The sequence below is a fragment of the Streptomyces sp. DSM 40750 genome, from assembly GCF_024612035.1.
GTDB lineage: Bacteria > Actinomycetota > Actinomycetes > Streptomycetales > Streptomycetaceae > Streptomyces.
In genome coordinates this window covers 4963926-4981287 of record NZ_CP102513.1, presented here as the reverse complement: position 1 = coordinate 4981287, position 17362 = coordinate 4963926, and the positions used below count along the sequence as shown (strand labels likewise).

Below are 17362 nucleotides of genomic sequence, written 5' to 3'. Positions count from 1 at the left end.
GCCATGGCAGCCACGACCGGGACACCGGCCGAGACCACCACCACCGCCACCGCGGTCGCGCGCGCCCGCCGCGTCGCCTGGATCACGCCCCGGGGCGAACTGCTCACACCGCCCCGGATGACCGCCACCGCCGTACGGCTCCTCGTCCAGGTGTGCCTGGTCGTCTACCTCTGGCGGGGCCTGTACGCGAACACCGACTCCAGCGCCGGGCTGAACGAGACCCAGGCCGTCGGCTACGCCGTACTCGCCGTGCTCGCGAACCGCATCCGCGGCCTCGACCGGCGCGCCGGCCGCGACACGGTGATCCAGCATCTGCACTTCGGGACGATCGTCTACTGGTACCTGCGGCCGATGAAGCCCCAGCGCTACTACGCGCTGCGCGCCCTCGGCGACCAGTTGTACGGCTTCGGCTGGGTGCTCGCCGGATACGTGCTGTGTCTCGCCGTGGGGGTCGTCGCCCCGCCCGCCTCGCTCGCGGTGGCCGGGGTCTTCGCGGTGAGCATGCTGCTCGGCCAACTCGTCCTGTACTACGTGATGATGCTGGTCGACCTGCTGTGCTTCTGGACCCTGCGCAACGAGGCGGCCCTGATGATCCTCGTCTTCGCGCAGAACCTGCTCTCCGGTGTGTACGCGCCGCTCTGGTACTTCCCGGACTGGTTCATCACGCTCAGCACGTTCCTGCCCTTCCAGGCGACCCTCGGCGTACCGCTCTCCATCTACGTCGGACGGATCGGCGTCGACGACGCCTTCGGGCAGATGGCGATCCAGGCCGTCTGGATCGTGCTGCTCGCGCTGCTCACCCGCCGGCTCTGGGACCGGGCCGGCCGACGCGTCGTGGCCCAGGGAGGATGACCATGACGACTCCACAAGGGACCGCCCACGCCTGGCGGGTCGTCTGGCGGATCACCAAGCTCAACTTCAAGGCCCGGCTGGAGTACCGGGGCGAGTTCCTGATGGGTGTCGCCGTCGGGGCGATCTGGCAGGTCTCGATCGTCGTCTTCGCCTCGGTGCTGCTCACCCGGTTCCCGGGCCTCGGCGGCTGGTCCAGCTCCGACGTGCTGCTGATCGCCAGCATGCGCATGCTGGCCCACGGGCTGTACGTGCTGTTCCTCGGGCGGGTCCAGTACATGAACCTCCTCGTCCAGGAAGGAATCGTCGAACCCTGTCTGATCCGTCCGATGCCGGTCTACCGGCAGGTCCAACTGGCCTTCTTCCCGGTCAACGCCATCGGTGACCTCGTCGTCGCGGTCGGCCTGTTCGTCGCCGCCCTCCAGCGCAGCTCCCTCGACTGGACGGCGGGCCGGATCGCGTACGTGGTGGCGGGCGTGCTCGGCGGCATGCTCGTCGAGGCCGCGCTCTTCACGGCCCTGGCCGCCGCCGCGCTCCACTTCCCGGCCACCTCGTACTGGAGCCAGTGGCTGGAGGAGCTGATGGGGACCTTCGGCAGCTATCCCCTGAGCATCCTTCCGAAGGCCGCCTCCGCCGCGTTCACCTTCGTCGTACCGCTCGCGTTCATCGCCTACTTCCCGGCCGGCGTACTGACCGGGCACGGCGACGCGATGGGCGTACCGGAGGCGCTCGCCGTGGCCTCACCGTTCATCGGCCTCACGGCCTTCGTGCTGTCACGGCTGCTGTGGAACTGGAGCCTGGGCCGGTACACGGGCGTCAACGGGTGAGCGGGTAGGGCGGGTTGGAGACGCGGCCGCCAAGTCGGCGGTCGGTTCCCTCGGATGTCACTTCAGCCGCGTCTCCAACCCGTCCAGCACCCGGTCGAGCCCGTACTGGAACCCCTCCTCCCGGGCCGCCCGCGGATCCACCCCCCGCTGGTCGGCGTAGCCCTCGCGCAGCAGCGGGTAGTCCTGGGCGGCCTCCTCGGCGGCCGGCCACAGCCGCTCGACCATGGTCTGCTCGTCCTGGCCGCTGCGGGCGAGGACATTGAGCCAGGCGGCCTCGCTGGTGGCCATGCCGGTGACGTACGCGACGATCGTCGAGAGCGCCCGGTCGGCCTCGTCGGCCGGGAACCCGGCGGTGGTCAGCAGGTTCAGCATGGCCTCGGAGGCTCGCATCCAGTTCGGGCCGAGGTAGGACATGCCCATCTCGCCGAGCACGGAGGCCAGCCACGGGTGGCGCAGGATCGTGGCGCGCAGGCTGTGGGCGCAACGGGCCGTGTCGGTACGCCAGTCGGCCGGGTCGGGTTCGGCGGGGACCTCGATCTCGCCGTAGATCTCGTCGACGGCCAGCTCGATCAGCTCGTCCTTGTTGGCGACATGCCGGTAGAGCGAGGTGGCGCCGGCGCCCAGCCGGCCGCCGAGCCTGCGCATGCTCAGCGCGTCGATGCCCTCCTCGTCGAGCAGCCGCAACGCCTCGGCCACGATGTGCTCCCGGCTCAGCACGGGCTGCTCCCGCCCGGTCCGGGGCCGGGTCCACACCGACTGGAAGGCCTGCTGCTTCCTGACCGGCTTCTCCGGTGACATGGACATCTCCTCTGTCTGCGTACGCCTGACGCGCTAAGCGTACGGTGTTCGCGCGGGTGGGGAGCGCGGCCCCACGGGCAGGGGGCGGCGGGGGCGAGGAAACCCGGTCAGACCCCCGACACGCGCCGGAACATCCCCGCCACCCCCAACTCCCCCTCGATCCGCCCCACCGCCGCCCGAAGCTCCGGCAGTACTTCCCCCACACACTCCTCGACACTCCGCCGACTGCTGTGCATCGCGACATTCACCGCCGCGACAACCCGTCCACCCCCGTCCCGCACAGGCACGGCGATGGACCGCAACCCCTCCTCCAACTCCCCGTCGACAAGCGCGTACCCGGCGACCCGCACACGCTCCAGGACGGCCAGCAGCTCCCGCCGGTCCGTGACCGTGTGCGGGGTCAGCCGGATGAGACGCTCCGGGAGGGAGACCTCCGGGAGCAGGTCGGCGAGCATGACCCGCCCCAGGGACGTCGCGTACGCCGGCAGCCGCGTCCCGAGGGTGATGTTGACGCTCATGACACGGCTGGTGGCCACCCGCGCGGTGTACTGCACCTCGTCCCCGCCCCCGGTGAGGATCGCCAGGGACGCCGAGTCGTGGACCCGCTCGGAGAGCTCGGCCAGATGCGGGGCGGCGATCCGGGGGAGGGGAAGCATCGACAGGGGCGGGAAGCCCAGTCCCAGCACCCGGGGCGTGAGTCGGAAGACACGGTCGTACGACTCGACGTACCCGAGGTGTTGGAGCGTGATCAGCGCCCGCCGCGCCGTCGCCCGGGCGAGCCCGGTGGCCTGCGCGACCTCGGTGAGGGTCAGCTCGGCCCGCCCCTCGCCGAAGGAGGTGATCACGGTGAGCCCCCGGGCGAGCGACTCGATGAACTCCCGGCCCAGTTCCTGCTTGGAGGCACCCGTCCAGGCGGCGAGCCCGGAGGGCCCCGGGGAACCGTCCCCCGGGGCGGCCCGCTCACGCGGCTCTCTCCGCTCCCGCAGCTCCCGTTCCATCGCCGCCACGGTCGCCCGCAGCCGCGGCAGCAGCGTCGAGCGCAGGGACTCCGCGGTGTGCCGGCTGGTGTGGCTGACGACGCTCGCCACACACGCGACCCGCCCCGTACGCGGATCCCGCACCGGTACGGACACCGCCACCAGCCCCGGCTCGATCAACTGGTCGTCCAGTGCCCACCCCTGGGCGCCCGCCCGAGCCGTACGGGCCTCGAAGTCGTCGTACGCGCCGCTACGCGGTGGCACCGCCGGAAAGCCGCGGCCCTCGGGGTCGGCGTCGCGGCGGGCCCGCCAGCGGGCCCAGTCGGCTGTGTCCCACTCGCTGGCGAACAGCGGTCCGGGCGCGGTGCGCTCGGCGGGGAGGAGGTCGCCGATACGGAAGCTGAGGGACATCGCACGGCGGCGGGTGGCCTGGTGGATGAAACGGATGCCGTCCCGGTCGCGGACCGCCAGGGACACCGACTCGTCCAGATCGTCGGCGAGGGCGTCCGCGTGGGCGTCGAGGAGGCGGGGGAGACGGATCGCGGCCAGGTAGGCGTTGCCCAGCTCCATCAGACGGGGGGCGAGGACCGCGTCCCGGCCGTCCAGCCGTACGTATCCCATCCGGGCCAGCGTCGCCGTGATCCGGTCCACCGTGGAGCGCGCGAGCCCGGTGGCCTTCTCCAGCCCGCTCAGACTCAACGTCCCGTCCGCCTCGGTGAGCCGGCGCAGCACGGTGATCCCCCGCATGAGGGGTGCGACGGCCTCGGCGGGCGCGGAGGAGGAGGCCGCGATGACGTTCGGGAGCATGAGGTCACGGTAATGCGGTCGGGCCGCGCCGCCGCGCCGGACACCTTTCACCCACCCGCACAGACCGACCCATCCCGGACCGGACACCAGATCCCGTCCCCGCCTCCGTCCCCACTCCCTCCGCCGTCACTGCCGACTCACCACCACCCGGTGGTTCCCCCCGACATCCGCCTCCTCCACCGCGATCTCGACCCCCGCCCGCCCGTCCTTGAAGGACTCCCCCGGCACGAACGGCGCGTCGGACAGCTCGGCGTGGACGTTGGGGCTGCGCGTGCACCCCCCGCTGTCGCGGCGGGAGTCGTACACCTTGATCGGCCCGTTCCCGGTGTCGACGGTCGCGTCGACCCGGTAGACGAGTACACCGGGCCGGCACACCGCCGCGTCGTTGCCGGCCCGCGTACGCAGCTCGACGGCGTACGCGGTACGGGGGCTGAGGGGGATCACGACCAGTTTCCCGCCGCCGGGCTCGGCCAGCGGGGTCAGCGTGTACTCGGCGCTCCCGTCGGCGGCCACACAGCCGACCTGGGTCTCGTCGAGCCAGCCGAGCTTCCACTTGTGCCAGCCCAGCAGATCGTTGTCGACGCCCCAGTCCTCGCTCATGATGTCCCAGTGCCCGACCGCGCCGCCGCCCTCGTGGGTGTAGAGGTCGGGAAGGCCGAAGACATGGCCGTTCTCGTGGGGGAGGACGCGGTAGCCGGTCTCCGTGTACGAGCCCGAGCCGTCGTCCTGGCGGCTGTAGACGAAGGACGCGTTGGCGACCGGGACACCGTCCGCGACCGGCGCCTCACGGTTGCCGGCGAAGGTCACCGACAGGACGGTGTCGAGGGCGGAGGGGCCGGCGTTCGGGGTGACGAGGACGTTGACGAGGTCGTACGACCGGAAGTCCACCAGCGGATCGGCGGCCCGCACCAGGTCCTGGACCAGTCGGCGGTAGCCGGGGTCGAAGGGGGCGCCGCGCTCTATGCCGTACGAGCGGAAGGATTCCGGCATCCGCAGCCACTCGGTGAGCGGGGCCTCGGGACGGTAGTCGATACGGCCGTAACTGCTGGTCCGGAACCACTTCTGGGTCTGGGGGGCGAACTCCGCGAAGCGGTCCATCGCGCTGCCCTCACCGGGCGCGTCGGAGAAGTCGATCATCAGGTTCAGGGCGCGCACCGTGCCGGTGGAGCGGGAGTAGCCGGGCGAGGTCGGGATGCCCTCGGACATCTGGGTGTCGAGCGGGCCGCGGATCATGCAGGGACCGAGCGCCGAACCGCGGGGGAGGGCGGCGGCCCCCGCGGCCGTCGTCCCCTCCTTCGCCATCAGGTGCCCGTTGCCGGCGGAGGTGCTGACCGCGAGCGTGAGGGCGGTGACGGAAACGAGCGCGACGACGCGGCGCGGGCGTATCCGGTGCGCCTTCCGCTGCGCGCGGGGCGGCTTGGACGGACGTGTCCGGCGCGGAGGTGCCCCGTTTCTGCGGAACGGCTGCTGCATACACGCGCCCTTCGCTCCACGGCAGCCGCCCGGTGACGAGGCTGCACCCTTTCGATCACCCTGTGTCCAGGGGTGGGCGGGGCGCGCGTTGGAAGGGCCGAACGTGGGTTTCCCCGTCGAGTGCGGCGTGACCCAGGTCACAGGGAAAGTCTTCGGGGACGGGAAATAACCGGGGACCGTTTCCCCGTTTGGTCATGTGTCCGAGCGAAACGGGGACTCCATCCCCGGATAGCCACCGGGCACCCCCCCCACTTCGCCGGATCAGGAAGAGGAGCACACCGTGGAGACCGCCGCCGTACGTCGCAAGGTGTCCCGCCCGCGGGCCGACGCCCTGCGCAATCGGGAGCGGATCGTCACCGCCGCCCGGGAGATGTTCGTGGAGTTCGGCCCCGACGTGCCGCTCGACGAGGTCGCCCGCCGGGCCGGCGTGGGCAACGCCACGCTGTACCGCAACTTCCCGGACCGCGACGCACTGGTCCGCGAGGTCGTCTGCTCGGTCATGGACCGTACGGCCCTGGCGGCCGAGGTCGCGCTCACCGAGACCGGTGACGCGTTCGAGGCGCTGTCGCGCTTCGTGCACACCTCCGCGGACGAGCGGATCAGCGCGCTCTGTCCGATGGTCCAGAGCACGTTCGACAAGTACCACCCCGACCTGGAGGCGGCGCGCGAGCGGCTGGAGGGGCAGGTCGAAGGGATCATGCGGCGCGCCCGGGACGCCGGGCAGCTCCGCGCCGACGTGGGCGTCGGCGACCTGATGATCGCCGTCAGCCAGCTCAGCAGGCCTCCGGCCGGAACCCAGTGCGCGGGCACCGACCCGTTCCTCCACCGCCACCTGCAACTGTTCCTGGACGGCCTGCGGGCCCCGGCCCCCTCCGTCCTGCCCGGCACTCCCGTGACCGTTGAGGACCTGCGGAGGCCATGCCAGTCCTGACCTGATCCGACCCACCGGGCTCACGGCTGTCGACGACGACGAGCCGCTGTCTCCGGACACCCTTCTCGTCGCCCGCCACCGGCGTTTCCGTCACCGACTTTTCCGCCAACGGCGTTTCTGTCACTGACTTTTCCGTCAAGGACGTTTCTGTCGCCGACTTTTCCGTCAACGGCGTTTCTGTCACCGACTTCTCCGCCGCCGACTTCTCTGCCAACGACTTTTCTTCACCCCGATACCGATATTTCCGTCACGAAGTCCCGAAGTGGGTATCCCCATGTCTGAAACAGTCCGCAGCGTCCCCGAATCGGTGGACGACTCGCACTCCAACCGCTGGAAAGCGCTGGTCTTCATCGCCCTCGCCCAGCTGATGGTCGTGCTCGACGCGACCATCGTGAACATCGCCCTTCCGTCCGCCCAGCAGGACCTGGGGATATCGGACGGCAACCGCCAATGGGTCATCACCGCGTACGCGCTGGCCTTCGGCGGTCTGCTCCTCTTCGGCGGACGCATCTCCGACCTGTGGGGCCGCAAGCGCACCTTCGTCACCGGTCTGATCGGCTTCGCCGGCGCCTCCGCGCTGGGCGGTGCGGCCACCGGTGAGGCGATGATGCTGGGCGCCCGCGCGCTCCAGGGCGCCTTCGGCGCGCTGCTCGCGCCCGCCGCGCTCTCCCTCCTCGCCGTGATGTTCACCGACGCCAAGGAGCGCGCCAAGGCGTTCGGCATCTACGGCGCGATCGCCGGTGGCGGCGGCGCCGTGGGACTGATTCTCGGTGGCTTCCTGACCGAGTACCTGGACTGGCGCTGGACGTTCTTCGTCAACATCCCGTTCGCGGTGATCGCGGCGGTCGGCGCGTACTTCGTCATCCGTGAGCCCGCGGGCGGCCGCAACCGCTCCCCGCTCGACATCCCCGGCGTGGTCCTGTCCACCCTGGGTCTGGTCACCCTGGTCTACGCCTTCACGCGGGCCGAGTCCGACGGCTGGGGCGACTCGACGACCGTCTCCCTGTTCGTCGCCTCCGTGGCGCTCCTCGCGGCCTTCGTGCTGGTCGAGTCCAAGGTCAAGGCCCCGCTGCTGCCGCTGCGCGTGATCACCGAGCGCAACCGCGGCGGTGTCTACCTCTCGCTCGGCCTCGCGATCATCGCGATGTTCGGCCTCTTCCTCTTCCTGACCTACTACCTGCAGATCGTGAAGGGGTACTCCCCGGTCAAGACCGGCTTCGCCTTCCTGCCCATGATCACGGGCATGATCATCGGCTCCACCCAGATCGGCACCCGCCTCATGACCCGGGTCCCGCCGCGCCTGCTGATGGCCCCGGGCTTCCTGGTCGCCGGCCTGGGCATGCTCCTGCTCACCCAGATGGAGATCGACTCCTCGTTCGTGGGTCTGCTCCTGCCGGCCCAGCTGCTGCTCGGCCTCGGCATGGGTACGGCGTTCATGCCGGCGATGTCCCTCGCGACCCACGGCGTCGAACCGCGTGACGCGGGCGTGGCCTCCGCGATGGTCAACACCTCCCAGCAGGTCGGCGGCGCCATCGGCACGGCCCTCCTGAACACGATCGCCGCCTCCGCGACCACGTCCTACATCGAGGACCACATCGGCACGGCCACGTCGAAGTCGGCCGCCCAACTGGTGGAACTCCAGGGCATGGTCAACGGCTACACCAGCGCCATCTGGTTCGCCGTGGCCATCCTCGTCGCCTCCGCCGTCATCGCCTTCACCCTCGTCACGACGGGCAAGCCGGACATGACGGCGACGACGGGAGAGGGCGAGGACGCGCTGGACGGGGTGAAGGTCCCGGTGATCGCTCACTGACAGGTCGGAAGGAGAAGGGGCGCAGCCCCTTCTCCTTCCAGGGGCGCGGTGCTGTGCCGATATGCGGCTCCGCCGCGTGGGCGCGACCAGCGCCCGCCGACCCGCACAACGCACATCTCCACGACGGAAAGGCCCCCTACCGAAGCCAAGGCAGATCGGCACCGGCCTCCGTCGGCTGAAGTCCCTCCGCGATGATCCCCATGATCTCGCCGAGGGCCTTCTGCTGTTCCGACGACAACCGGTCGAACAGCGCCTGCCGCACCGCGGCCACATGCCCCGGCGCGCTCTTCGAGAGCATCTCGAGCCCCCCGTCCGTCAGGACCGTGAACTGCCCCCGCTTGTCCGACGGGCAGTCCTCGCGCCGCACCCACCCGTTCTTCTCCAGCCGGGCCACGGCGTGTGACAGACGCGACCGCGTGATCTTCGTCCGCATCGCCAGCTCGGTCATCCGCAGCCGCCGCTCCGGCGCCGCGGACAGGACCACGAGAAGGTGGTAGTAGAGATGCGGCATGCCCGCGTCGCGCTGCAACTGACGGTCGAGATGGTCCTCAAGAAGGGTCGCGGCGTGCACATATGCAAGCCAGGTGCGCTGCTCCTCGTCGCTGAGCCAGCGGGGTTCTTCGTCGGCGGATGCGGTCTTCATACCCCCACTGTACGAGGACCCTTCTTGAAAATTGAACTATAGAGATGTAAGGTGAAACAAGAAATATTGAGACTTCAACCACTGGGGAGTTGGGGGAAGTCTCAAGCGCCGGAAGGCGCGAAAGAAAACCAGGAGACAAAAAGCGACCACCGTTCCCGCCGAGGCGTGAGGTGCGAGGTGTGCTCGTGTGCGTCGCGTGTGTGTTGAGGGAGTCACCCCTATGTCCGCCGCCACCGCCGAGCGCATGCCCGCCCTCTATCTGAGCCACGGGGCCCCGCCGCTCGCCGACGACCCGATCTGGCCCGGCGAACTCGCCGCCTGGTCCGCGACCCTGCCCCGCCCGAAGGCGATCCTCATGGTCTCCGCGCACTGGGAGGAGGCCCCCCTCGCCCTCGGCGCGGTCGACCCGGTCCCTCTGGTCTACGACTTCTGGGGCTTCCCGGAGCACTACTACAAGGTGCGGTACGGAGCCCCCGGCGCCCCCGAGCTGGCGGCCTCGGTCCGCAAGCTCCTCCAGGCCCCCGGCATCCCTGTCCAGGACATCCCGGACCGAGGCCTCGACCACGGCGCGTACGTCCCCCTCGTGGAGATGTACCCGGACGCCGACATCCCGGTCCTCCAGATCTCCATGCCGACCCTGGACCCGGTCCGCCTGATGGACATCGGCCGCAAGCTCGCCCCCCTCCGCGACGAGGGCGTCCTCGTCGTCGGCTCCGGCTTCTTCACCCACAACCTCGCCGCCCTCCGCCAGCCCGGCACCCCCACCTGGTCCGCTGAGTTCGACGACTGGGGCCACCGCGCGTTGGAGTCCCGCGACTGGGACGCCCTCCTCGACTTCCTCCACAAGTCCCCGGCCGGCCAACTGGCCCACCCCCGCACCGAGCACTTCGCCCCCCTCTTCGTCACGATGGGCGCGGCCGAGGCCGCCGGCGAACTGGACGCCCAGCAGTCGGTGATCGACGGCTTCTGGAAGGGGTTGGCCAAGCGGTCGGTGCAGTTCGGGTAGGGGCCCGCCGTTTCCCTCGGGATCAGCGCCGGCGCGGTGAAGTCGACGACCGTCGGCTGATGGGGGACCTGGGCATCGACGTCACCGAGGCGATCCGCGCCGCGATGGCGAAGCTCCCCAGGCCCCGTTCCTGGCCCTCAGAGCTCCTTCTCGTACCAGGCCACATCCCAATACCGCCCGAACTTCCGCCCGACCTCCCGGTGCGTCCCCACGTACCGGAACCCGAACCGCTCGTGCAGCCGCGTCGACGCCTCGTTCGGCTGGGCGATGCCGGCGTAGGCGCGGTGGAGGTCCTCGTCGGCGAGGGCCTCGAACAGGGCCTTGTACAACAGCGTGCCGACGCCCCGGCCGCCCGCGTCCCGGGCGAGGTATATCGACACCTCCACCGAGGTGTCGTACGCCGGTTTCGCGCGAAACGCGCTGCTCGTGGCGTAGCCAAGAATCCTCTGTGAGTCCGTGGACATGGCAACCATCAGGCGATGCGGGCCGTCTTCAAGGTGGGAGAGGAGCCAAGGAAGGCGCTCTTCCGGAGTGAAGACAGTGGTATCGAATGTGATGGGCGTCTCACGGACGTAGTGGTTGTAGATGTCGGTGAGGGCGGTGAGGTCGGTCTCGACTCCTGGTCTGACCTGCACCTCTGCGGACTCCGCCGACATCCCGCCTCCTCCTGTGGCGGCACAGGGTACTGCAAGATCAGAAAAATAGTGGGACGGGTTGGGAATTCTGTCCTGATTCCAGTCGTTGTTTCCATCGGAAGCAGGGCACTCGGGAGAGTGTCCGAGCGGCCGCATCAAGACCCCTGTTGGACCAGATACGACCCTGCCAGCCCACCATCGCAAGGGAGCACGCATGGCAACCCGTGCCGTCGCCGCTCGTCGTTCGTCCGCCGGCCGGACCGACGCGGCTCGCAGCGTTCGCGCCTCTGGCGGCGAGATCGCCGACCGCGACCTGGTCGGCATGTACCTCGACGAGATCGCGCGTACACCGCTGCTCGACGCCGCCAAGGAAGTCGAGCTGTCCCAGATCATCGAGGCGGGTGTGTTCGCGCAGCAGATCCTCGACGGCGAGGAGGAGGCCAGGGCGGACGCCACCCGCGAGGAGCTTCAGGCCCTCGTCGCCGACAGCGAGCGGGCCAAGGACATCTTCATCCGGTCGAACCTGCGACTCGTCGTGGCCGTCGCCCGGCGCTATCCCCGCAGCGGCCTGCCCCTGCTGGACCTCATCCAGGAGGGCAACGCCGGCCTGGTCCGCGCGGTCGAGAAGTTCGACTACCGCAAGGGCTTCAAGTTCTCCACCTACGCCACCTGGTGGATCCGTCAGGCCATCACCCGTTCGATAGCCGACCAGTCGCGCACCATCCGGCTGCCCGTCCACCTCGTCGAGGAGCTGGGCCGGATCCGCCGCGTCCAGCGCGAGTTCAACCGTGAGCACGGGCGCGACCCCGAGCCCCAGGAGATCGCCACCGAGCTCGGCTCCAACCCGGACCGCGTCAGCGACGTCCTGGACTGGGCCCGCGACCCGGTCTCGCTGAACATGTCGGTGGACGACGACGGCGACACCCAGTTCGGCGACCTGCTGGAGGACACCTCCGCGGTCTCGCCCGAGCAGTCCGTGCTCACGCTGCTGCGCAGCGAGGAGCTGGACAGCCTGATCGGACGCCTCGACCAGCGCACCGCCTCCATCATCAAGATGCGGTACGGCATCGAGGACGGCCGCGAGCGCACGCTCACCGAGGTCGGCAAGGAGCACGGGCTCACCCGCGAGCGGATCCGCCAGATCGAGAAGCACGCCCTGCTCGAACTGAAGAAGCTCGCCCGCGACACGGGCTTCGACGCGGCCGCCTGATCCGACCCGAGGGCGGTTGATGCCCGAGGGCGGTTGATGGCTGGATACGGCCCGAGGCTCCGGCCCCGGACCGGAGCCCGGTGCGGACCGGGACCCCGTAGGCTCTGCCCTCCCCTGGGGGCCGCCGCGGGGTCCGGCCCCGGGGTACCGCCATACGTCGGCCACTCGGCCACACCTTGGCTGTTCTACGCCGCTTCAACTCCCCGATCCCGGGGCACAAGACTTCCGGGCCCACCACTTCACCGGGCCCGGAGCCGCCAGGCCCGGGACCCGGAGTCCGAGGGAGTCGGGGCACCACAACGCACCGAAGCGAAGCCTGTGCCGCCGTACGTCGTCGTCTTCGTCGAAGCCGACTGAAGCCGAAGCAAGCCGCAGCAAGCCGAAACAAAGCACAGCCGACCGACCGCAGCGAACCGCAGCAATCCGAAGCCACCCGAAGCCGAGTCCCGACGCTCTCCCCCCAGCGCCGGGACTCTCCCAGAGCCGGGCTTCGGCGCCTCCCCCCCCTGGCGCCGGAGCCCGGCTCCATTTCGTCAGGACGGCTCGGCTCGGCCTGGCCCGGCCCAAGGCGTCCTGGCAGACCAAAGGGCCACCCCGGACCTGAACCCCGGGGTGACCCGAATGGCAGATTGTGTCACAGGGGCACCCACACTCCGCCGCAGGCGTGGCGGCGCCATACCCGCACGTCAGGGCCCCGGCGGCCGCCGCCTCACCCCTCGTCGCCGCCCGCCGCCCGGGCCAGCCGCGCGCCCAACTCCCGTATGTACCCGACCAGTTCCGGCGGCTCGTGCACCGTGAAGTCGCAGTCGACGACGGCGAGCCGTACCGCCAGCCACTCCACGGAGTCGCCGACGGAGGCCCGCAGCCGGCAGCTGTGCTCGTCGACGGGTTCGGGAGTGCCGAACCAGCGAGGGAGCCGGGCCGCGATGAACTCCACGGGCGCGGCGAAGGTGACGTCGAACGCGTACGTCTCCTGGCGCCGGTACATCGACTGCCTCAGATACTCCTCGGCACTCCCCGTAGGCAGCTCGCGCGGCGTGAACCGGGCGCCCGTGGCGAAGGGCTCCTCGACCCGGTCGACCCGGAAGGTACGCCAGTCGGCGCGGTCGAGGTCGTACGCGACGAGATACCAGCGGCGGCCGGTCGAGACGAGCCGGTACGGCTCGCAGTGGCGGCGCGAGTCCGTGCCGTCGCCGGAGCGGTAGGCGAAGCGGAGACGTTCGTGGCCCGCCACCGCCGAGGCCATCACGGTCAGCGTCTCGGGCGTGACGGTCGCCCCGTCGCCGCTGGTCAGGGGAGTGGTGGCGGCCTGCAGTGTGGAGACCCGGTGGCGCAGCCGCGACGGCAGCACCTGTTCGAGCTTGGCGAGCGCCCGCACGGAGGCCTCGTCCACCCCTTCCACCGCGTGCCCGGCCCCGGCCCGCAGCCCCACCGCGATCGCCACGGCCTCCTCGTCGTCCAGCACGAGCGGGGGCATGGCCTTCCCGGCCACCAGTCGATACCCGCCCTCGGCTCCCATGGTCGCCTGCACCGGATAACCCAGCTCCCGCAGCCGGTCGATGTCCCGCCGGACCGTACGACGCGAAACCCCGAGCCGGTCGGCCAGCTCACCGCCGGGCCACTCGCGAGGCGTCTGGAGGAGGGAGAGGAGCTGAAGCAGCCGGGCGGGGGTGTCGGTGGTCATGAGAGCCCCTTCCCGACCCACGGTTTCCCTGTTGTCGTCATGCCCCGAGCATGCCGCAGAAGTAGGACATGACCTGACCTACTGGCCTTCTAGCTTCGGGCCATGACCTCAAGCGAGCCCGTACTCGACACGTCCCTGAGCACAAGCGCCCTGAAGGGGCGCGGGGAACTGCGCGACCAGCCACAACCAACCGGCAGCGACCCCACGGCAGATACCCGAACGGCGCTCGACGCGCCCCCCGGCGGAGCCGACCGCCGACGATGGATCGCCCTCGCCATCGTCATGACCGCCGCCTTCATGGACCTTGTGGACGTCACCATCGTCAACATCGCCATCCCCTCCATCCAGCGAAGCGAACACGCCACGTTCAGCCAGATCCAGTGGATCACCGCCGGCTACGCCCTCGCCTTCGCGGCGGGCCTCGTCACCGGCGGGCGACTCGGCGACATCCACGGCCGTAGGCGGATCTTCCTCCTCGGCATCGGCGGCTTCACGCTCGCCTCCGCACTGTGCGGCCTCGCCGCGAACCCGGAGATGCTGGTGGCGGCGAGGATCGCGCAGGGCGCGACCGCCGCGCTGATGGTCCCGCAGGTGCTGTCGATCGTGCACGCGACCTTCCCGGCGCACGAACGGGGCAAGGTGTTCGGGCTGTTCGGCGCGATCGTGGGCCTCGGCGCGGTCTCCGGCCCGCTGCTCGGCGCCCTGCTCATCGAGTGGAACCCGCTCGGCCTCGAATGGCGGGCGATCTTCCTGATCAACCTTCCGGTCGGCGTCGCGGGCCTGATCCTGGGCCGCCGTTTCATCACCGAGTCCAAGGCCCCGCACGCTCTGAAGCTGGACCTCGTGGGCGTCGCCCTGGTCACCGGCGGCCTGCTGATGCTGCTCTACCCGCTCACCCGGGGCCGGGAGCTGGGCTGGCCGCTGTGGGGGTACGTCTCGATGGCCGGCTCGCTGGTCGTGTTCGCGGCGCTGGTGGCGTACGAGCGGCGCAAGACCGCGCGCGACGGCTCCCCGCTGATCGAACTGTCGCTGTTCAAGGTGAAGAGCTTCGCGGCCGGCATCGCCGTACAGACCGTGTTCGGCATCGCCCTCGGCGTCTTCTTCCTCGTCTGGACCCTCTACCTCCAGACCGGCCTCGGCTGGAGCGTCCTGAAGGCCGGCCTCACCGGCATCCCGTTCTCCCTCGCGGTCTCGGTCGCGGCGGGGATCTCGGTCCAGAAGCTCGTCCCGCGCTTCGGCCGCAAGGTCCTCCAGGCGGGCGCGCTGCTGATGGCGGCCGGCGTGCTGCTGTACCTGGCGGAGTCCGAACGGTACGGCCTCGCCATCACCCCCTGGCAGATGGCGCTCCCGCTGGTCGTGATGGGCGCGGGCATGGGACTCATCGTCGCCCCGCTGACCGACGCGATCCTCTCCGGCGTCCCGCGCGAGCACGCCGGTTCCGCGTCCGGGCTGATCAGCACGGTCCAGCAGATGGGCAACGCGCTCGGCCTCGGCCTCGTCGCCGTCGTCTTCTTCGGCGTCATGGAGGACCACCTGCTCCCCGCCGAGATCGGCCCCGCCTTCGTGGACGCCTTCGAGTACGCGCTCGGCTGGGTGGCCGCGGTCCTGCTGGCGATCTTCCTGCTGATGTTCGCCCTGCCGGGGCGATCCTCGGTGGTGGACCATGAGGCGGCCGAAGCGGTGGGAACGGTGGAAGACACGGAGCGGGAGTCGCAGTTGGTGCCGTGACCGGCGGCGACGAGAGCGGGGCGCGGCACCCGAGGTGCCCGCCCCGCTCCTGCCGTAAGCCCGATCATGTCCGAGTCGCGCCCGAACCTGTTTACTTTTCGGAAATCCGGGCGTAGCCTCCCGATCGAAACCACAGAATCGGGCATCGGTCGGAGGTGAACGGACATGTACGCACCGGAGCGGCAGCAGGAGATCCTCCGGCTCGCCCGTGACGGCGGCCGGGTGGACGTGGTGTCGCTGGCCGAGGAGTTCCAGGTAACGGCGGAGACGATCCGCCGGGATCTGAAGGCCCTCGACCGCGCCGGCCTCGTCCAGCGGGTGCACGGCGGCGCGATTCCCGCCGGGCGCCTTGACTTCGAGCCCGACCTGGCCGAGCGCGAGGGCACCGCGGCCGACGAGAAGGACCGTATCGCGCAGGCCGCCCTCGCCGAACTGCCGAGCGACGGCACGGTCGTCCTCGACGCCGGCACGACGGTCGCGCGCCTCGCCGCCGCGATCCCGCTGGAGGCCGCGCTCACCGCGGTCACGCACAGCCTGCCGATCGCGGCCCGCCTCGCCGACCACCCCGGCATCCAGCTCCACCTGGTCGGCGGCCGCGTCCGCCACCGCACGCGCGCCGCCGTGGACGCCTGGGCGCTCCGGGCCTACGGCGAGATCCGCGCCGATGTCCTCTTCGTGGCGGCCAACGGCTTCTCCGTCGAGCACGGCCTGACCACCCCCGACCTCGCCGAGGCCGCGGTGAAGCGAGCGGCGGTGGCCGCCGCTCGGCGCGTGGTGCTGCTCGCCGACTCCTCCAAGCACGGCCAGGAGCACTTCGCCCGCTTCGGCGACCTGAGCGATGTGGACCTGCTGATCACCGACAGCGGGCTGAGCCCCGAAGACGCCCTCGCCATCGAGCGCAAGGGCACCGAAGTGCGGCGTGTCCCGGGCGCGGAGCCCGTCAGCGGCTCCGCCGCGGGCCGGACCAACGGCCGGAAAGACCGCTCATGATCCTCACCGTCACCCCGAACCCGTCCCTCGACCGTACGTACGAGGTCCCCTCCCTCGACCGCGGTGAGGTCATCCGGGCCACCGGCGAACGAATGGACCCGGGCGGCAAGGGCGTCAACGTCTCCCGCGCGGTCGCCGCCGCCGGGCGGCGCACCGTGGCCGTACTGCCGCTGGGCGGCGCGCCGGGCGCGCTGGTCGCGGACCTGCTCGACGCGCAGGGCATCCAGGTCGCACGGGTGACGGTGGCCGGGGCGACCCGGTCCAACATCGCCCTCGCCGAGGCCGACGGCGTCCTGACGAAGATCAACGCGCCGGGCCCGGAGCTGTCGGCCGCCGAAGAGGAACTCCTCCTGGAGACCGTCCGCGCCCAGTCCGCCGACGCCTCCTGGATCGCCTGCTGCGGCAGCCTCCCGCGCGGCCTCGCCCCGTCCTGGTACGCCGCACTCGTCGCCCGCGCCCACGCGGCCGGCGCCCGCATCGCGCTGGACACCTCGGGCCCGGCCCTGCTGGCCGCGCTCCGCGAACGCCCCGACGTGGTCAAGCCGAACGCCGAGGAACTCGCGGAGGCCGTGGGCCGCCCGCTCGCCACCGTCGGCGACGCCGTCAAGGCCGCGGAGGAGCTCCGCGAGATGGGCGCGGGCGCGGTGCTGGCCAGCCTCGGCGCCGACGGGCAGCTGCTCGTCGACGCCTCGGGCGCCTGGTTCGGCAGCGCCCGCGTCGACGTCGTCCGCAGCAACGTCGGCGCCGGCGACTCCTCCCTCGCCGGCTTCCTGATCGCCGGTGGGAACGGCCCCGAGGCCCTCGCCTCCGCCGTCGCCCACGGCGCCGCCGCCGTACAACTCCCCGGCAGCGTCATGCCGACCCCGGCCGACCTGGACCCGGCCGCGGTGACGGTGACAGCGGAGGTACCGGCGGACCGGATGCTGAAGGAGCCGGTGTCATGAGCGCGATGCGCCCGCTCCGGGATGCCCCGAGCGGTGGGGGCCACGAG

15 protein-coding genes are annotated in these 17362 nt (G+C 70.9%); 9 read left to right on the top strand and 6 right to left on the bottom strand.

The window, feature by feature from the left end:
* The first annotated feature begins 3 nt into the window (after positions 1-3).
* Both JIX55_RS22275 and JIX55_RS22270 read left to right on the top strand, forming a co-directional pair.
* Positions 4-852: an ABC transporter permease gene (locus JIX55_RS22275; protein ID WP_257565064.1), complete on the top strand. Its 849-nt coding sequence runs from the start codon at positions 4-6 to the stop codon at positions 850-852.
* Between the two features lie 2 nt (positions 853-854).
* Positions 855-1676 carry an ABC transporter permease gene (locus JIX55_RS22270; protein ID WP_257565063.1) on the top strand — a complete coding sequence of 274 codons (822 nt, stop codon included), beginning with the start codon at positions 855-857 and terminating at the stop codon, positions 1674-1676.
* A 57-nt stretch (positions 1677-1733) separates the two neighbouring features.
* On the opposite strand, the gene JIX55_RS22265 is transcribed toward JIX55_RS22270, so the two are convergent.
* The 3 genes from JIX55_RS22265 to JIX55_RS22255 form a co-directional block, all read right to left on the bottom strand.
* Positions 1734-2474, bottom strand: a complete 741-nt coding sequence (locus JIX55_RS22265) for a TetR/AcrR family transcriptional regulator (protein WP_257565062.1) — start codon at positions 2472-2474, stop codon at positions 1734-1736.
* Positions 2475-2581: 107 nt separating this feature from the next.
* Entirely contained in the window at positions 2582-4258 is a 1677-nt protein-coding gene (locus JIX55_RS22260; protein ID WP_257565061.1) for an IclR family transcriptional regulator domain-containing protein, read from the bottom strand.
* Between the two features lie 126 nt (positions 4259-4384).
* A complete protein-coding gene (locus JIX55_RS22255; RefSeq protein WP_257565060.1) occupies positions 4385-5731 on the bottom strand; it encodes a M6 family metalloprotease domain-containing protein in 1347 nt (448 codons plus the stop codon).
* A 280-nt stretch (positions 5732-6011) separates the two neighbouring features.
* Between JIX55_RS22255 and JIX55_RS22250 the strand changes: the two genes are divergently transcribed.
* Both JIX55_RS22250 and JIX55_RS22245 read left to right on the top strand, forming a co-directional pair.
* Complete coding sequence (locus tag JIX55_RS22250) at positions 6012-6662, top strand: TetR/AcrR family transcriptional regulator (protein ID WP_257565059.1); 651 nt, start codon at positions 6012-6014, stop codon at positions 6660-6662.
* A 274-nt stretch (positions 6663-6936) separates the two neighbouring features.
* Positions 6937-8475, top strand: a complete 1539-nt coding sequence (locus tag JIX55_RS22245) for an MFS transporter (protein ID WP_257565058.1) — start codon at positions 6937-6939, stop codon at positions 8473-8475.
* A 136-nt stretch (positions 8476-8611) separates the two neighbouring features.
* Here JIX55_RS22245 and JIX55_RS22240 read toward each other — a convergent pair whose 3' ends face one another.
* On the bottom strand, positions 8612-9118 hold the full coding sequence (locus tag JIX55_RS22240; protein ID WP_257565057.1) for a MarR family winged helix-turn-helix transcriptional regulator: 507 nt from the start codon (positions 9116-9118) through the stop codon (positions 8612-8614).
* Positions 9119-9338: 220 nt separating this feature from the next.
* Between JIX55_RS22240 and JIX55_RS22235 the strand changes: the two genes are divergently transcribed.
* On the top strand, positions 9339-10124 hold the full coding sequence (locus tag JIX55_RS22235; protein ID WP_257565056.1) for a dioxygenase family protein: 786 nt from the start codon (positions 9339-9341) through the stop codon (positions 10122-10124).
* A gap of 137 nt (positions 10125-10261) precedes the next feature.
* Here JIX55_RS22235 and JIX55_RS22230 read toward each other — a convergent pair whose 3' ends face one another.
* Positions 10262-10780, bottom strand: a complete 519-nt coding sequence (locus tag JIX55_RS22230; RefSeq protein WP_257565055.1) for a GNAT family N-acetyltransferase — start codon at positions 10778-10780, stop codon at positions 10262-10264.
* A gap of 193 nt (positions 10781-10973) precedes the next feature.
* On the opposite strand from JIX55_RS22230, the gene JIX55_RS22225 reads away from it, so the two are divergent.
* Positions 10974-11969 carry a sigma-70 family RNA polymerase sigma factor gene (locus tag JIX55_RS22225; protein WP_257565054.1) on the top strand — a complete coding sequence of 332 codons (996 nt, stop codon included), beginning with the start codon at positions 10974-10976 and terminating at the stop codon, positions 11967-11969.
* A 709-nt stretch (positions 11970-12678) separates the two neighbouring features.
* Here the strand turns inward: JIX55_RS22225 and JIX55_RS22220 are convergent.
* A complete protein-coding gene (locus tag JIX55_RS22220; RefSeq protein ID WP_257565053.1) occupies positions 12679-13653 on the bottom strand; it encodes a helix-turn-helix transcriptional regulator in 975 nt (324 codons plus the stop codon).
* A gap of 102 nt (positions 13654-13755) precedes the next feature.
* Between JIX55_RS22220 and JIX55_RS22215 the strand changes: the two genes are divergently transcribed.
* The 3 genes from JIX55_RS22215 to pfkB all read left to right on the top strand — a co-directional run bounded on the left by JIX55_RS22215 (position 13756) and on the right by pfkB (position 17315).
* Positions 13756-15381, top strand: coding sequence for an MFS transporter (locus tag JIX55_RS22215; RefSeq protein WP_257565052.1), 1626 nt, complete (start codon positions 13756-13758; stop codon positions 15379-15381).
* A gap of 165 nt (positions 15382-15546) precedes the next feature.
* Positions 15547-16371, top strand: coding sequence for a DeoR/GlpR family DNA-binding transcription regulator (locus JIX55_RS22210; RefSeq protein ID WP_257565051.1), 825 nt, complete (start codon positions 15547-15549; stop codon positions 16369-16371).
* On the top strand, positions 16368-17315 hold the full coding sequence (gene pfkB, locus JIX55_RS22205; protein ID WP_257565050.1) for a 1-phosphofructokinase: 948 nt from the start codon (positions 16368-16370) through the stop codon (positions 17313-17315). Before JIX55_RS22210 ends, pfkB begins: the two co-directional genes overlap by 4 nt.
* Positions 17316-17362: the final 47 nt, after the last annotated feature.

What these genes read in the sequence shown, in the direction of transcription:
- JIX55_RS22275 (WP_257565064.1), top strand. Translation starts at nt 4, where the DNA reads ATGGCAGCCACGACCGGGACACCGGCCGAGACCACCACCACCGCCACC.
- JIX55_RS22270 (WP_257565063.1), top strand. Translation starts at nt 855, where the DNA reads ATGACGACTCCACAAGGGACCGCCCACGCCTGGCGGGTCGTCTGGCGG.
- JIX55_RS22265 (WP_257565062.1), bottom strand. Translation starts at nt 2,474, where the DNA reads ATGTCACCGGAGAAGCCGGTCAGGAAGCAGCAGGCCTTCCAGTCGGTG.
- JIX55_RS22260 (WP_257565061.1), bottom strand. Translation starts at nt 4,258, where the DNA reads ATGCTCCCGAACGTCATCGCGGCCTCCTCCTCCGCGCCCGCCGAGGCC.
- JIX55_RS22255 (WP_257565060.1), bottom strand. Translation starts at nt 5,731, where the DNA reads ATGCAGCAGCCGTTCCGCAGAAACGGGGCACCTCCGCGCCGGACACGT.
- JIX55_RS22245 (WP_257565058.1), top strand. Translation starts at nt 6,937, where the DNA reads ATGTCTGAAACAGTCCGCAGCGTCCCCGAATCGGTGGACGACTCGCAC.
- JIX55_RS22240 (WP_257565057.1), bottom strand. Translation starts at nt 9,118, where the DNA reads ATGAAGACCGCATCCGCCGACGAAGAACCCCGCTGGCTCAGCGACGAG.
- JIX55_RS22235 (WP_257565056.1), top strand. Translation starts at nt 9,339, where the DNA reads ATGTCCGCCGCCACCGCCGAGCGCATGCCCGCCCTCTATCTGAGCCAC.
- JIX55_RS22230 (WP_257565055.1), bottom strand. Translation starts at nt 10,780, where the DNA reads ATGTCGGCGGAGTCCGCAGAGGTGCAGGTCAGACCAGGAGTCGAGACC.
- JIX55_RS22225 (WP_257565054.1), top strand. Translation starts at nt 10,974, where the DNA reads ATGGCAACCCGTGCCGTCGCCGCTCGTCGTTCGTCCGCCGGCCGGACC.
- JIX55_RS22220 (WP_257565053.1), bottom strand. Translation starts at nt 13,653, where the DNA reads ATGACCACCGACACCCCCGCCCGGCTGCTTCAGCTCCTCTCCCTCCTC.
- JIX55_RS22215 (WP_257565052.1), top strand. Translation starts at nt 13,756, where the DNA reads ATGACCTCAAGCGAGCCCGTACTCGACACGTCCCTGAGCACAAGCGCC.
- JIX55_RS22210 (WP_257565051.1), top strand. Translation starts at nt 15,547, where the DNA reads ATGTACGCACCGGAGCGGCAGCAGGAGATCCTCCGGCTCGCCCGTGAC.
- pfkB (WP_257565050.1), top strand. Translation starts at nt 16,368, where the DNA reads ATGATCCTCACCGTCACCCCGAACCCGTCCCTCGACCGTACGTACGAG.